13 protein-coding genes and 1 pseudogene are annotated in these 16,579 nt (G+C 28.1%); 7 read left to right on the top strand and 7 right to left on the bottom strand.

All coding sequences use genetic code 11. The features are described 5' to 3' along the window. Window positions 1-209 precede the first annotated feature (209 nt). From AACQ14_RS20895 to AACQ14_RS20865, 7 genes are all read left to right on the top strand, one after another. Window positions 210-1,928: an ABC transporter ATP-binding protein gene (locus tag AACQ14_RS20895; protein ID WP_339365514.1), complete on the top strand. Its 1,719-nt coding sequence runs from the start codon at window positions 210-212 to the stop codon at window positions 1,926-1,928. 125 nt (window positions 1,929-2,053) lie between these two features. Continuing rightward, a complete protein-coding gene (locus tag AACQ14_RS20890; RefSeq protein ID WP_339365513.1) occupies window positions 2,054-2,236 on the top strand; it encodes a CLI_3235 family bacteriocin precursor in 183 nt (60 codons plus the stop codon). Window positions 2,237-2,307: 71 nt separating this feature from the next. Then, entirely contained in the window at window positions 2,308-3,732 is a 1,425-nt protein-coding gene (gene ccpM, locus AACQ14_RS20885) for a Cys-rich peptide radical SAM maturase CcpM (RefSeq protein WP_339365512.1), read from the top strand. Further along, window positions 3,729-4,835, top strand: coding sequence for a TIGR04066 family peptide maturation system protein (locus AACQ14_RS20880; RefSeq protein WP_339365511.1), 1,107 nt, complete (start codon window positions 3,729-3,731; stop codon window positions 4,833-4,835). Before ccpM ends, AACQ14_RS20880 begins: the two co-directional genes overlap by 4 nt. 22 nt (window positions 4,836-4,857) lie before the next feature. Further along, entirely contained in the window at window positions 4,858-5,124 is a 267-nt protein-coding gene (locus tag AACQ14_RS20875) for a peptide maturation system acyl carrier-related protein (RefSeq protein WP_339365540.1), read from the top strand. Window positions 5,125-5,139: 15 nt separating this feature from the next. Next, on the top strand, window positions 5,140-5,796 hold the full coding sequence (locus AACQ14_RS20870) for a DUF6033 family protein (protein ID WP_339365510.1): 657 nt from the start codon (window positions 5,140-5,142) through the stop codon (window positions 5,794-5,796). After that, entirely contained in the window at window positions 5,762-7,354 is a 1,593-nt protein-coding gene (locus AACQ14_RS20865) for a S8 family serine peptidase (protein WP_339365509.1), read from the top strand. Before AACQ14_RS20870 ends, AACQ14_RS20865 begins: the two co-directional genes overlap by 35 nt. 145 nt (window positions 7,355-7,499) lie before the next feature. Here AACQ14_RS20865 and AACQ14_RS20860 read toward each other — a convergent pair whose 3' ends face one another. The 7 genes and pseudogenes from AACQ14_RS20860 to AACQ14_RS20830 form a co-directional block, all read right to left on the bottom strand. Beyond that, window positions 7,500-8,582, bottom strand: a complete 1,083-nt coding sequence (locus AACQ14_RS20860) for a toxic anion resistance protein (protein WP_339365539.1) — start codon at window positions 8,580-8,582, stop codon at window positions 7,500-7,502. A gap of 88 nt (window positions 8,583-8,670) precedes the next feature. Further along, window positions 8,671-9,918, bottom strand: coding sequence for a 5-bromo-4-chloroindolyl phosphate hydrolysis family protein (locus AACQ14_RS20855; protein ID WP_339365508.1), 1,248 nt, complete (start codon window positions 9,916-9,918; stop codon window positions 8,671-8,673). A gap of 370 nt (window positions 9,919-10,288) precedes the next feature. After that, window positions 10,289-10,558: a hypothetical protein gene (locus tag AACQ14_RS20850; protein ID WP_339365507.1), complete on the bottom strand. Its 270-nt coding sequence runs from the start codon at window positions 10,556-10,558 to the stop codon at window positions 10,289-10,291. A 159-nt stretch (window positions 10,559-10,717) separates the two neighbouring features. Further along, entirely contained in the window at window positions 10,718-13,654 is a 2,937-nt protein-coding gene (locus AACQ14_RS20845; protein WP_339365506.1) for a S8 family peptidase, read from the bottom strand. A gap of 289 nt (window positions 13,655-13,943) precedes the next feature. Next, window positions 13,944-14,522 (bottom strand): hypothetical protein, encoded by a 579-nt coding sequence (locus AACQ14_RS20840; RefSeq protein ID WP_339365505.1) that lies wholly within the window; start codon window positions 14,520-14,522, stop codon window positions 13,944-13,946. 99 nt (window positions 14,523-14,621) lie between these two features. Continuing rightward, window positions 14,622-15,872 carry a hypothetical protein gene (locus AACQ14_RS20835; protein ID WP_339365504.1) on the bottom strand — a complete coding sequence of 417 codons (1,251 nt, stop codon included), beginning with the start codon at window positions 15,870-15,872 and terminating at the stop codon, window positions 14,622-14,624. A 289-nt stretch (window positions 15,873-16,161) separates the two neighbouring features. Continuing rightward, window positions 16,162-16,579, bottom strand: a pseudogene (locus AACQ14_RS20830) (hypothetical protein); the annotation flags it as partial.

The raw sequence follows: 16,579 nt of genomic DNA, 5'->3' as shown, positions 1-16,579 counted from the left end.
AAAAAAATTTTTTTGATAGATTCATATTCATAGATGCTTATTTTACAACAACAAGCTGTATTATCTTTATATATCAAATTATTCAAATATATTGTATATTCTAAATATACTATTGACATATAAAAATATTCGCTGTATTATTTAAATGTCCAAATTATACAACTATTTAAAACATATATAAATATCAATTAATTACAAGGATGAATACTATGAAAGATAAGATATACATAAAAAAATTATTACACAATCTTAAGCAATACAGATTTAATATAATACTAATAATTATTTGCTTATTAGCTTCAACACTACTAAATCTAGTGTTGCCTTTGTTTAATAAAAGAATGATTGATTATGGTTTCATGAAAAATGATCTGAAAGTGATTTTAACTTTTTGTAGTTTAATTCTATTATTCTCATTATTAATGTTTACTCTTGATTTTATAAGAGAAAGAATAAGGATTAATATATCAGCAAAAACAAAGTTCAAATTACATAAGGATGCTCTAGAACATTTATTAAAGATCAATGTTGATTATTTCAACAAGAAAAACTGTAATGAAATCTTTAATAATCTTAATACGGATATAAATAATATGCTACTTATAGTTAATTCAGCTACTTTTTTTATTATAAGTCAATTTTTTAGTGTTCTAGGTGGATTAATCGGACTTTTCATTATTAGTAAAGAACTTACACTTATGGTTATTATTTTTATACCTATAAAACTAATAATATTAAAATATCTATCTAACAAAAGATATAAGTTAACCAAAGATTATATTAACTACAATAGCAATTACTCTCATTGGTTTGATGATAATCTTCATGCTTTCAAAGAAATAAGGCTCTTTGGTTTACAGCCTTATAAACTTCATGAAGTTGAAGTAAAACAAAAAACTATCTTAGATACAGATGTAAAGATTAATCTTTTAGATATAATAAGGAATTTTTTTGATAAATCTATTGCTCAGCTGCTTATATTTTTAATATACATCATTGGAGCAATACTTATGTTAGATTTAAAGCTTTCATTTGGTAGTATCTTTGCTTTTATCAACTATAGTGTATATGTAATAGCACCTATTTCATCAATTTTGGGAATAGGCTACATCTTGTCGGGAATATTGCCTTCCACTAAAAGATATTATGCATTATTTGAAGAAAGAGCTGAATATGATATAGATAATACTTGTATTCAAAAAACTAATGCATGTAGAGAAATAAAGTTCAAGAACATATATTTTTCTTATGATAAAAAGCCAGTATTAACTAACATTAATTTTACTATTGGCAGGAAAGAAAAAGTTGCATTAGTTGGACTGAACGGTTCTGGGAAAACGACTATATTGAATTTACTGCAAAGATTCTATGAACCTGATAGTGGAGAAATATTATTGGATGAAATAAATATCAAATCATTGGATTTACATAAATACAGAGATTTGTTTTCAATGGTTTCCCAAGAAACATATCTTTTTGATACAACCATTGAAAAGAATATTAAATTATATAGTAAACCAGAAGCTCTACATTATAGACAAGTTGTTAAGGATAGTCAATTATCAGATAAGAGTATTAATCTCTGTGATGAATACTTTGTAGGGCGAAATGGTACTAAACTTTCAGGTGGTCAGAGACAAAAAATATCATTGGCAAGAGCATTAATTAGAAATAAACCTATTCTAATATTAGATGAAGCAACCTCACAAGTTGATAATTACTCTGAAGATCGTATCAATGCTCTTTTAAAGACTAGGTTAAAAGATAACATGGTGTTATTAGTAACTCATAGAACAGATATATTAAAAAATGTGGATAAAATCATTGTAATTGATGAGGGTAGGATATGTGCTATAGGCAACCATAATACTCTCAGGGAAACAAGCCATATCTACAATGAGGTTATATCTTCAAGGAGATATGGTTAAAAGAATTTTATGTTATTGTTTCATATTGCTAGTAATAATTAATCTACTTATTAAAAGGAGTTAATTATTTCTAATAAAGCTGTCTATTATTTGACAGAAATACATAATGAAAGGAGTACAGTTAAATGAAAAAACTTACTAAAAAAGCTAATGTAGCTATGGAAACTTTAGAAGCATATTGTTCTTGTAGTTGTCCTTGCTACTCCTGCTCATGTAATGGTAGCTCAACTAATGATAATTCATATGCAATGGATTATGCTACATATGCAGGAAACAGTATGGATTTCACAGCAATAAATATGGTCTAAAATAGCAAGCATGCAATTAACAGAGTGGTATTTTTATACCATTCTGTAATTGCATTATGAGGAGGTAAATTATGCCAGTATTTCACGTATTTAGTACAGTTACAGGTTTATATCTATTTGATGCAAATTCTAATACATTTCTTAAAATAGATAATAATATATATAAATCTTTAATTGAATATAAGAAATCACATTATGAATATATAGACAAAAATGTACAAAACCTGATCAATAAAGGATTCTTGAGTCATAAAAAAGATTTCAAGATGATTCATCCAATGGACGAAACTCTTGAAGATAACTTAAGTAGAAGACTTAATACAATAGCTTTGCAGGTAACTCAGAATTGTAATCTAAGATGTAAATATTGTGCCTACTCAGGCAGCTACCTAAACCGTGTACATACCAATAAAAGAATGAGTGAAAAAACTGCACTGAAAGCAATAGATTTTCTACTGGAAAATTCAGTAGACACTAATGCAATTAATATAGGTTTTTATGGTGGTGAACCTTTCCTAGAATTTGATTTGATAGAGAAATGTGTTGAGTATGCAAAAAAAGCAGCTTTCGGTAAAGAAATAAGATTCAATGTTACAACAAATGCCACTTTGCTTACAGATAAAGTCCTTAATTTTGTGAATGATAACAATTTCCATCTAACAATTAGCCTAGATGGTGATAAAGAAGCCCATGATAAAAATAGAATTTTTGCCATTAATAATAATGGTACTTTCAATACTATCATGAGAAGCATTGATAAAGTAAGTAAAAAATATCCTGATCTATCTCAAAGGATAAATTTCAATGCAGTAATTGACCCACAATCAGATTTTAGTTGTATTTCATCATTTTTTTCTAATTATGAAAATGTGAAAGATTACTTTGTAAGAGCAAGTATGATATCCAATAATTATAACCCTAACAATGTGGAATTAACAGAACAATATAACTCTGTATTCAACTATGAGACTTTCAAACTGCTTCTATATAAATTTGGCAGACTTAACGAAAAAGATATATCCAAATTAGTTTTAGCCAGCTTTGATAATGTTAAAAAAGATGTTCATGAAAGGTTAAAAGTATCCTTTAACAGTGCAAAAGTAGACCACCACTCAGGTCCATGTGTACCTGGAGCTCAGAGATTATTTGTTGATGTAGATGGTAATCTGTTTCCCTGTGAAAGAGTTAGTGAAACATCCATGATAATGAAAATAGGTGATATCTACTCTGGATTTGATTTTGATAAAGTTAGAGATGTACTGAATATCGGTAGATTAACTGAAAAGCAATGTAAAAGCTGCTGGGCTTTCAGATATTGTACAAGCTGTGCAATTGCAGCTGATAATGGTGATAGTTTTTCAGCAGAACATAAATTAGAAAATTGTAATAAAGTTAAAAATTCTATTGAAAAAATATTTAAAGATTATTGTGTTCTTCGTGAGTTAGGATATGATTTTGATGAAGAAGACATATATAAAAAAGGAGTCTTAGCATGAAAAAAAGAGCCGCTATATACCCTTATAACTCAGAATTTTCCTTTATTGTCAAACACCATGATTTATTAATAGACTATGATATTGTTTCTCTTGTTTCTCCAATAGGTTTTGGATTGAACAATAGAGATGCTTCTTATTGTTATTTGGGTGAAGATATTGGTATTAAAGTAACAACTTCATTATTTGAAAAAGATTTTGATGACCTAATTGTCTGCGAGTACCCTTGTGATTTCAAAGAAATGATATTACCTACAATAGAAACCGCATGTGAAAAAGGTAAAAACATCGTACTATTACATAGAATAAATATTGATCTCTTAGATGAAGTCAAAAAGCTCTGTAACAATAATAACGTAAACTTGAAACTTTATTGGGGAATGGATATAGATCAAAACAATATTACAATTAAGAATAGTACCATATATGAAATTAATGTACCCGTTATATTTGTATCAAGTGTCATTGAAGGTACCAACAAATTTGATGTCCAACTATGTCTGAGAGATCATTTCTTGAAGGAAGGTTATAAGGTTGCTCAGATTGGAACAAAACATTATTGTGAATTACTAGGATTTCACTCTTTCCCTAGATTCATGTTTAATGAAAAGATGAATGAAATTGATAAAATACTATTGTTCAATAGATTATGTAAACACATTGAACTAAGAGAAAATCCAGATCTAATAATAATCGGTATACCAGGCAGTACTATGGTATATAATAACATGTTTACTAATAAATTCGGAATGACTGCTTTTCAAGTAGCTAATGCAGTTCATCCTGATGTAGCTGTCATGAATATTACATACGATAATTTTAATAAAGAATTCTTAGAAAAAGTATTTATATCTACTAAATACAAGCTTGGTTTTGAGATTGATTGTTTTAACATGTCCAATAACAAATTTGATACTGCAAGGAGCAAACAAAACAGAAGACTCTGTTATGTTACAGTTAATTCTAATCTCGTTGATAAAAAAATATCTGAATTGAATAAGGAATTAAAAATACCTATATATAATTCATTAAACAAATCAAACTCTCATGAACTGGCAAAATGGGTAAATGACATACTTGCTATTGATTCAATGCAAATAATATGATTAAGAGGTGTTAACATTGGAAATGGATAGAACAGAAAAATTGAATATATTTAATGATATTTTTTTTAACGTTATGAAAGTTGATAAAAGCAAACTAAGTGATACATATATGGATGATGATTTTTTTGGACCAAAAATTAACTTTGCACCTAGAGATCTACTTTTTTTGTTTTTTGAAATTGAAAAAAGATTTAATATAATTATCCCAAAAGACGATATAATTAATGACAAATTCAACACAATAAATAATATTTTAAATATTATCTATACAACCAAGCAAATTAGTTAAGGAGGTATATAATTTATGCAAGGTGTTCAATTATTGTCAAATTATCTCACTAACCCAAACTTAGCTACTCAAAGAGCTACTGCTAATAAAATCGGATTTTCGGATAAACTGGCTGAGGTTAAATCAAATGATATACTGAATGAATTAGAAAACTATTATGGTGTTAAAATTGATGTCAAGTCAATAGGTAAAGATGACAAAAGTGTATCAAGTTATGCTACAAGCTTAGGAGCATCCCCTATTGCCATAGCGCCAAATATACTGGAGAAAATGAAAACTGATGAAGAACTTAAGGAAAGAATTACAGGTTGTATCAGTAGACATATTGAATCTATTCCTTCCGGCAGAAAATATCTTATGGCACATGGAAGGCAGCTTATTGCAACTGGAACTATAGTTCATGAAGATGGTACTGTAACTCATTGGACTGTATCAGATGAATCTCCTGAACAGAAAGAGAAAATAAGGAAACAAATGGAAACAGAAGAAGAAGAAAAGTTAGCAAGAAAAAAAGCAATTAACGAAGCCTCAGAGGATTATATGAATAAGATTCGTTCAAATAATTATTATACTTCTATTATTAAAGTAGATAATATTGTTGGACATAATAGTGATATGAATGAATATCTTCATGATTGTGTTATGGTTAGTAATTATAAGAACAGAGTATAATAGATTAGAAATGGTAGGAAAGGACTTTTTTATGAAAAAGCCTATTAGCATAGCAGTTATTGATGATGGAATCAACAGAAATATGATTGCTAATGATATACGCAGCAGCATTATGATAACTAATGATTTAGATATAGTTCCTTATCAAATTACTGATAAGGAAAAATTGACACATGGAACTATATGTGCAAGTATTATTGAATCGTATTTTCATAATGCTGTTTTTTCTAGTGTCAGAATACTATCTGACAGAATGAGAGGTTCCATCAATCAACTTGTTAAAAGTCTTGAATGGTGTATGTTAAATGACATTGATGTTGTTAACATTAGTTTAGGTTCCCATTATTCAAAGGATAAGGATATATTGAAAAAGGTAATTAATCAGGTAACCGAAAAAGGTTTGATTATTGTCTGTGCATCTGACAACAATGATTATTTAACGTTTCCAGCATCGTTTTCTAATGTTATAGGTGTGAAACGAGATTCTAGGAATATTTTATGGAATAATGAGTATTCAATTAATAAGAATATCATAGATGGTATAGAGTTTACAGCATATTCAAGACATAAATTAAGTATAAAAGGGAACTATATATGCAGTGACTCCAATAGCTTTGCAGCTCCCTTTATTACTGCTAAGGTATGTGAATTAATGAGTAAACATAGTTCATGGAATATAGATACTATAAAATATGAACTTATTAGAGGAGCCAATAATTATGAGAATTATAAAGGGTTTATCTATCCTAGACCTGATTGGATAGAAAAGGCTTTAATATGTTATGTAAATCATAAGATACATATTAGTTACGAATTTTTGGCTATTAATTTATATGATGAAATTGTTATTAGTAATGATATATTGGTTGAGGAGCTTAATACTGCTGTTTCTACGATTCTTTCTGATTGTGATAATAGTTTTGATAGTATTATTTTAATTAGTGATGATAGTATAGGCATTAAGGAAAAAGATGTTTGTTTTATGGCATCTAAGTATAATAAAAATGTAGTTTTTCTTTATGGTAATAGTTGTTTGGAGAATGGACCAATTGGAAAATATAATTTAAGTAATATAAAGATGTGGAACAACTATTTTAAACTTAACAGTTTGTTAGATATGGAAATTAGTAATCGTTACATTAATGAATCTGTAGTAACCATAATTTTACCAAAGGAACTTTGTTTGGAAGATTTGATACCTTTGTATAGTAAATTCATTGATGATGATTATAATCCTTATTTCTGTACTGATAATGTATTAGGTACACTTTATGATATTGAATATATACCACCTGATTTAGGTAATGATAAGATACTAAAGTATATGTCATATGTGCTAGATAAAAGTGGATATGATATTGCAATCATTGTTAATAGTATTGAATATTATATTGATGACAATATTTTAGAATCGGATATCAGAATCACTATCTTTCAGGAAGAAAAGAATTATATCGTAGATTACAATATTGATAATTCATCTCATATCAGAAAAGAGTATCCCTGTTGTGATTTTATTGATGATATGTATGATACTATAATCGATATTCTTGGATGAAGTTATTTATTTAAACTATAAGCTATTTCCTAGCCGCACCACAGAATTATTTTTATACGCAAAAAAATAATGAACCACCTATGATTTATAGAAAAATCTTTGGTAGTTCACTTGATTTTGTTCTTGATGTCTAATTTATGGCATACTACCCTTTGATAGAAAGCAATTTCTGCTTTAATTCATTTTCAATACGATTCAGTTCTATTTCTGCCTCTTTTCTCTTTTGACGACCTTCACTCTGAATATGCATTACCTCATCAAGGGTTGAAATCAAAGATTGATTGGTAGTGCGTAGAGTTTCAATATCTACAATTCCTCGTTCAGATTCCTTTGCGGTCTCTATGGTTGCCATCTTGAGTGTTTCGGCATTTTTCTTTAATAATTCATTAGTCATGTCAGTAACTTTCCTTTGAGCTTCTGCTGCCTGACCGGAATGTGCAACACCAAGAGCAAGTACCATCTGACTTTTCCAAAGTGGAATTGTATTCACTATAGTAGATTGGATTTTCTCAGCCATAAGAGTGTCATTACCTTGCACTAACCGAATCTGTGGAGCCATCTGAATAGAAATCATTCTGGTTAATTCTAGATCATGTATTTTCTTTTCAAAACGATTACACATTGACATCATATCATTTACCGCCTGTGCATCCTCTGGGAGTCCGCTTTTAGCTGATTTTTCAACCAAAGCTGAAAGCTCTTCTGACTGAACTTTAGCAAGTTTTTTCTTGCCAGCCAGTATATACATAGAGAGCTCTTTAAAATATGTTTTATTCATCTCGTACATTTTATCCAACATGGCTATATCTTTTAATAACTGAATCTGATGACTTTCCAATGTGCGACAAATTTTATTCACATTTACTTCTGCTTTATTATATTTTACTTTCATTGCATTTATTTTATTGGAAGACTTTTTAAAAATTCCAAATAGACCTTTTTGTTCTTCTGTATCAAAGCTTTTTAATTCCAAAACAACACCTGAAAGCATTTCTCCTACTTCTCCCAAATCCTTTGTTTTAACATTATTAAGCGCTGTTTCGGAGAAATCTGCAATCTTTTTCTGAGCTCCTGCACCATATTGGAGAATGAGATTAGTTTTGTCTAATTCAATCTTATCAGAGAACTCTTCAACCATTTTTCGTTCTTCATTAGTCAACATAGTTTCATCAAATGCAGGATTTTCTTTAATTACCTGCTCAGATTCCTGCAACATCATATCTTGCATATTATTTTCCTTCTCTACAGTCTCATCAAATAAAGCATCAAAAGTTAAAGTTGGTTCTTCATTACTCATTTTTCATCCTCCTAATTAATTAAAAATCTTTTTCAGTTAACCCTTCTTGTTTTAGCATAGTATTTAATACTGATATATCCGTTGCTACATCCATTGCTACATCTTGAAATAAACTATCTAATAAATTCTCAAAAGCTAAATTAATGGTATCCAGCGTATTTTCAATTTCCATTTTTGCCGAGGAAATATTTTCACCTTGTGACGACTGCATATCCAATTCCTTGTAAGCATTCAATAATTTTGCAGTAGTAGGAAGATAATAATCCATAAATTTTTGAATATCAGAAAGCTTTTCTGGATGGCTTTCAACATAATTAAAAATTTTGCTTGTTACATTTTCCAACTGATACAATTTTTTAGTGATTTCAATCCCTGAAATCACATCATTTGCTTCCCTAATCTGTCTAATATATAATTTACCTTCTTCTATTGACTTTATGAGTTCAGCATCTCTAATTTCGTCGCTATTTGTTTCTTTCGTTTTCTGTCTAGCCTGTTGTTCTTTCTCTAACTCTTCAGCTTTCATTTTTTCCTGAAGCTTAAGGTACTGATCATAACTTTCATTATTAAGCATAAAACAAGTTTTTTGGTCATCAAGATGCCCTTCTGGAAACATACCTAAAGAAATCATTCTACGCAAATCTTTTATAATAAACCTTTTCCCTAGTCCAGTATAATTAGATAATTCCTTAATCATACAATAATTTTTATTTTTTGTATACTTAATATACTTATTAAAACGCTTTAACCTCTTTCTTATTGATCCGCCTTTTCCTGTCAAAAATACACTAACAACAAATAACGGTGTTAATCCCTTTAAAATGGTATAAAAAAGACTATTATCCAAAACATATCCAAGTATACCCATTACAATGATAGCAATTCCAAACAATCCAAGTCCAATACTACCAAATACAGTAAATAATATTCCAGATATTCTTCCAACTGGTTTTACAAATTGCATATAATCAGGAACATTCTTATTATCATAAACTTGGTTTTCTTCATGGGGTGAATTATTTGTATGATGGTTATACCTATAATGCCTGTCCTTATATGGTTCATTATATATGTCCCTATCATCCCATTTTTTTCGATTCTTGCTATTATTATGATTGTATCCAATAGAACTTTTAATATCATCTAAAGTATTGTTTATGGTATTTCCAATATCTTTATTTAATTGATTAAAATCTCTAGTGTTGACTGCTTTTCGAACACTATCTTTGATTTCATTTCCGATGCTTGAGAAGTTCTTTTTATCCATTGTTTGCCTCCTCATTAGATACTTGCAAAATCTTCTTTTCTATTATATCGTATTACTATGTAATTTTCAAACTATCTATATTTAATATTGTATTTAAAAATCTGCTATAACCGAAAGGGATATTATAGGTTGTCCATAATTTACTATAAAACTATAAACAACCGCTCTTATTATATTTCTATTATCAAAACTTAGTTATTACTATTATATAATATTATTGTATCATAATTGTATGGCTAGCATAAGTTGAGTTGGGATAATAATATAGATTTCAAATCTATTTAATTATATTATTATACAATAAAAAATCACCAACCTAGTTCATAAGTTGATGTTTTTTTATTGTAAAACTATATTAAATTTTTCTAGACTAACCAAATATTTGATGTTTCTTAAATAATTCTTCCAGGTCTTCACTTTCTAATGTATCCATTACAGTAATGCTAACATCATCTTTTGATATTTGATTGTCTTCTAGATATTCGTCTAATAAGTTTCTTTCTTTATCGCTGTTGTACAGTGTACATATAATGTTACCGTCTTTATCGTTAACAAAAATATAATTCTCATTACTTAACACTTTTTCTAATCCTTCAGATATAGTATTAAATGATTCGATTAAATTATCTATTATATACAAATTAAATCACTCCTAGCTCTCATTTGGATACTTGTTTTTGTATCTGTTAGGATTAGGATGTGTAATTTTTGTTGTAATATTCTATATCAATTAATATGTAGTAATTTGATAATAGATAAGTTATCAATACCCATACATTATTTAACGTTAGATTTACTACTAATTACTTATTACTTCTTTAAAATCATTTAGAAATCTAAACATGAAATTATCTTTCCTCTTAAACTCATTATCTAATTGTTTTTCAGCCCAATCAGTAAAATCTATTTCCATGTCTGGATTCATTTGTATTGTATCTTCTGTGATTACTTTTAGATTAGCTGTACAGCTTTCCCCTTTTAAGTCATTAGCAGTAATTTTAATATCTGTTAATTCGTTTTGTGCTGTACGATAATAATAAGTATTATTATAAATATATCCTTTATTAATAGTATAATATAACTTATCATTTTCTTTATCATTAAAAACCTTTTTCAAATCTAATTTTAATGTTTTAAAAGGTTTTACTTTATAACAAGTATTAATATCTGTTCTAACAATAGGAGATTCATTTTGTTTATCTAAGTCAAATTTTCCATTTTTAATAGTTACTTTCATTTCATTAACTTTAATGTCATATAGATTTTTTAGTATATCGCTGTAAATCACCTTCAAAGTATAATTACCGTCAGGAATATTTGACCAATTATAAATCATTTCTTTATAACCATAATAGCTATCATTAAAAAAATCACAATCGGAATAATATATTACTCCCTTCTCATCTACTAATACAACATTATAAAAATGTTCTAGTCCCAAATTCATTGCACCATTATACAATATACTATTATACTCATCATTTACTATAGCAACTACTTGTGGTATATCATTATGATAGTTAATCAAAAATGAGTTTTCTAACTTTTTTCCTACATTTATATTATATTCTTGATTTGATTTCAATTTCTTTGTATTACGAAACCTTAAATATTTTGTGAAATCTTTTCCACCTATTATTCTTACAATACTAAACTCATATATACCTGGATTAACATAGTTAATACAATACAGATTACCATCAAAACTACACCCTGTATCTACTCCAGAACCTGATATTTTAGAATTAGTAACATAAGAACTCGAAAAACATATATAATCATCCAGGTTATTAATGTTATATGTTAATTTTACAGAATCTTCATGTAAGTCATCAATATAATTAAAACCATATCCTTTTAATCTATATAAGTATTCTTCAAAGAATCCCGAATGACCTCCATGTAGTTTTATAACATGACTACCACATTCAATATAAACTGGCTTCTCTGACTCTATTATTTTAACTATAGGATTATTAGGTTGTATAGTATAATTATTAACAAAAGGATTAATAGTGATTTCATGTATATTTCCCATTTTTTCATCTAAATATATAGTCTGTATATTATTAGGAATTAATAGTTTATGCCCAGATGATACTATAGTCTTTATATATATAAGTAGATCAAGATTTTCAGATATTTGTTTCCCTCCTGTAATAATAACAATTCGATCATATAGTCTGAATATATCTTCATCCAAATTTGTATAAGCTATACCATTTTCACTGCTATTAACCTTCTGCACTAATTTACTATTTTTATCTTTTATACCATAAATCTGTATTTCAAAATCATCAATTTTTGTATAATTGATATCATACATATGAAAACTTGTATTATATTGTAATAGCTCAACTTTTAATTTATTTTCATATATTACTTTGTTATCATGAACCAATTCTATTCTAAAATTATATGCTCTAAATTCTTTGTCCTTAAATTGTAATATGTAATTATTGTAGCCTTCTGAGTCAATTATTTTTTGGTCTATTAGTTTATCATCAAAATAAAAATTTATACTGTCTCCCATATGACCGTTTGAGAAATACTTGATATTTATTTTCCCATTGCTTTCAATGTCACTTGTAGGAGATATTATCTTGAAAGATTTATCTGCTGTAATATAATTAGTGAAATTAATTGAACCGTAACCGAAAACATCGTCATAACCTTCATTTCCTAAATCATCAGTATATAACTTTAATATTTTTTCTATTTCCTTTGGTGATCTATTTTTATCTTCTAACTTTATTAATGCTAACGCCGATGATATAAATGGTGATGCAAAAGAAGTACCCGACATATATCCATATTGATTATCTAGCGATGAACTATATATATCACTGCCAGGAGCACATATATCTATAGAATTCCCGTAATTAGAGAAAAGTGAGATATCGTTACGTTCATTAATAGAAGATACTACTATTATCTCTTCTTTTGAAGCAGGAAAGAACTTGGAAACATCTTCTGAATCATTTCCAGCACTAGCAACAACTAATACATTATTTTCAAGAGCATAATTAAGTGCTTCATCTAGATATTTTGAATATCCTATACCTCCAAAGGACAGATTTATCACGTCTGCTCCTTCCTTAACTGCATAATAAATTCCCAATGCCAGTACTGAATCATAACCATATCCATAATTATCCATTGCTCTTATTGGCATTATCTTAATATTTTCAGGAGTATTCGCTGCAACTATACCAGCTACATGAGTACCATGTCCATTTTTATCATTGGCTATATCATCATGATCAATAAAATCGTAACCACTGATTAGTCTATCTTTTAATAATTCATGAGTTATTTCCACACCAGTATCAACTACTGCAACGATAACTTCATCTTTATTATCTTTCAGGTAATTGGATAAAACATTTAATGCTGTTTTATTGGTGGACCACTCATTTTTTACCTTTGTAATATTATGTATTTTTCTTTTATAATCTGGTTGAAGATATTCATATTGATTATCGTTATTTATTTGTATACTTATGTTATTATCTTTAAAACTAATCTTATCTATGTCTTTTATATTGATGCTTTTATATTTGAACTCGTTATAATCATTATCAAAATACTTACAAATAACGGAATCTGTTTTACCATCATCTGTTATTATTTTTTGTAAGTTATCATCAGCATATATATTACTTTCAAAGAGATACAAAGCACATATCGTACATATAAATAATAATATTAGATTTATGTATTTGTTTTTTTTCATTTTTACCACCTCTATATTATTTCATTTTAAAATAACATATATTTTGATATATTTCAACAATCATTGTCATATTTATGCAATATATAATATACCTCCAACTATTTTCATGGTGTATCCCCTTTACTACATTTTTTTATTGTCATTATATTGTAGCCTTTATTTGACTTAAACTAAAAAAGAATAATCAACTTGATTTATAAGTCGATTATTCACTAAAAATTATATCACTTGTCTCTTGCACTCGTTCTTAATAGCTACATTTATCCATAAAAATAAGCTGTTTGATATATTAATAAAACATCATCTCAAAAATTTCGCTTTTAAGCCTCGTATCCCATCCATCATATTCCTGAATATAGGTGATGAAAACATGTAGTCTTTCTTCAGTAGAGTATTCACTATTTGAATTTAATTCTTTTATCTTATTTTGTAAGTCATTAAGATTTAACAATAATTGCTCCTTTTTTTCTGGACTATAGTGTACAATTCTATCAATATCTTGAAAATAATTTGATAAACCTGTTGATAATCTCCCGAGTATAGTGGAGTCACTATCATATTTTTCAACACCAGAACGTACAAAGCTTCTGGATAATACTTCAATCTGTTTTATCTCCCCTTGTATAACTAGTAAAGCTCTGTTAACATCGTTCTCAGATGCATTATCTTTGAAAATATTTCTCTCAAGATTTCCATGAATATTACGTATACTCATTCCTACAGCAGTCAATGTATTACTATTAGCTACCTCAGAAAATATAAATATTTTATTTGCTCTTGAATATTGATTATAATAACCGAATATGAGCACCAAAGTTATACATATATTTATAAATAAGAATACATTTTTAACTCTAACATTATTCATTATATTTAAAATATCCTTTCTTAATATAATGTGTTAAAGAAGTAAATCCTATAATATATCTACTATAAGAGCTACTTCTATTTTTAAAGTTCAAACCTTTTATTTCTCAATAATTGTTTTTGTTGTGGTTTTATTTACGACATAGTTATCTCCTGGATCAAAACTAACATTTACCATATATTCATATTCAGCTTCAATCGTTATCTCTCCACCTGTATATGCCGTTCTAAGAAGATCCCATTTACTAATATAGCAGTGGCTAGTATCTAATAGGTGTTCAGTAATCCTACTTTGAGCTTCTTTTACATAACCAGAACCCAATTGGTCGAAAATGTCATAAGTGGTCTCTTTTTCCACTGTTGTATTATTTGAGTAGCTATTAAGGATTTTAGCAATATCATTTACATAAGGTACATAACTCCACAAAATACTACAATCGAATTGGGCTGCTTGATGTACCTTACCATTTGACCAATGCGCTGAAATATAAGCACCACCACCATTAATAGCAACCTTAAATGAAGGAGTAAATATTGACAGACACGAATCTGTTGGATTGTTATAACTTGGTAAATCAGTACTTATTGTTTTCTTCTCAGCAATTTTAATCTCTGTGTAAAATTCTGTTCCAATTGAATCTTCGCTTATATATGCTGGGTAATGCAATGCCCTATAAACTTTCATATAGTGATTGATTTTATTACCCATCACATAATATGAATAAATATGTAAATAAGAACCATAATCAATAATCATTCCATTAGACATTAAAGAATACGTGCTACGCTCATCATCTTCAAGTTCTGATACAATAGGTGTAACGATTTTTGTATACCAATATTGTAAATCATTATTTTCTTCTTTAACTTCAAACTTGTTGATTTTCAAATTTTTTATATCATTAATTTCTGTTATTAGAAGCTTATCTGCTGTCCTGTCTTTTAGTATCACTTTTATAAATGCATCTGTATTCAATGATGTATTATTCTTTGAAACTGTAAAAGTATCTTGTAGATTTTCTTCAATAGAGACACAAAGTACATCAAACTTATCAGAGATAATTTTTGACTCAAAATACAGAATATCACCTCTGTAGTTAATACATTTAGGTAGGGCAGAAATAATTATATCATCATCTTCAATTGAAAAAGAAATTTCAAGTGAATCTTCTTGTGCTTTTATTGATTTCACATTCACATCTTTGCTCTCAAACTTATCTAAGTCACCTTTCTGAAATGATTCAATATCCATACTATAGGACTCAGAACTATTAATATCTGAGCTTGCATTAACATTCATTGTCCCTAATAATGTCAGTGTCGATACTAATAATAAAACAATTTTTCTCATCTTTTATTCTCCTCATTAATTAATTTGTATGCACACAATGAAATCATTATAACACTAATATATTCCGAAAATTGTCGTAATTTTAGAGAAAAAAATTCTTGTAAAAAATACACATATAATAGTAGTATATTTTAAACAAATTCATACAAAAACAGAGAAATATTTCAAGGATATGTGGATTTTTGTAAACTTTTTTCTCGATAAGTTCGAAATTCCTAACTGATTTTTGGCTTAAATAATGAGAAATATGTTTTGTTGTTTAAATGTTTAATTTATATCTAGTATTTTATTAAACTGTCCCAATTGTACAGTTAATCATTAATTTTTCAAGATTAGTCATCCCCTCTTTAATAACTTTTTCAACTGCTTCTTCAGAGGTTTCCTCTACCATCTCTTCCATTGTTTCTTTAGATACTTCTTCTATTATTTCTTCAGCAGCACCTTTTTTAGCAATGCGTTCTATAACTTCTCCGCCAATTTTTTTGGCTACATTAGCCGACCCAGGAATTAATGCTAAAGCAGTTATAAGTCCCTTTTCATCATCGGTTATCCATCTATTTTCCTCAAAGTCATACCCTAATTTTTTCCCTTTTTCACTACAATGTCCAGTCGGGTCGATTAAGTTTACTGGGTTGTTCTGTACGTATGTGTAAAGATTTAAACCATCGCCTCTGTAACTATCCATATTCTTTACTATGCATATCCAT

Source organism: Vallitalea maricola (genome assembly GCF_036985595.1).
Taxonomy (GTDB): Bacteria; Bacillota; Clostridia; order Lachnospirales; family Vallitaleaceae; genus Vallitalea; species Vallitalea maricola.
The sequence above is the reverse complement of the archived record's forward strand: the minus strand, read 5'-3'. Positions and strand labels throughout refer to the sequence as shown.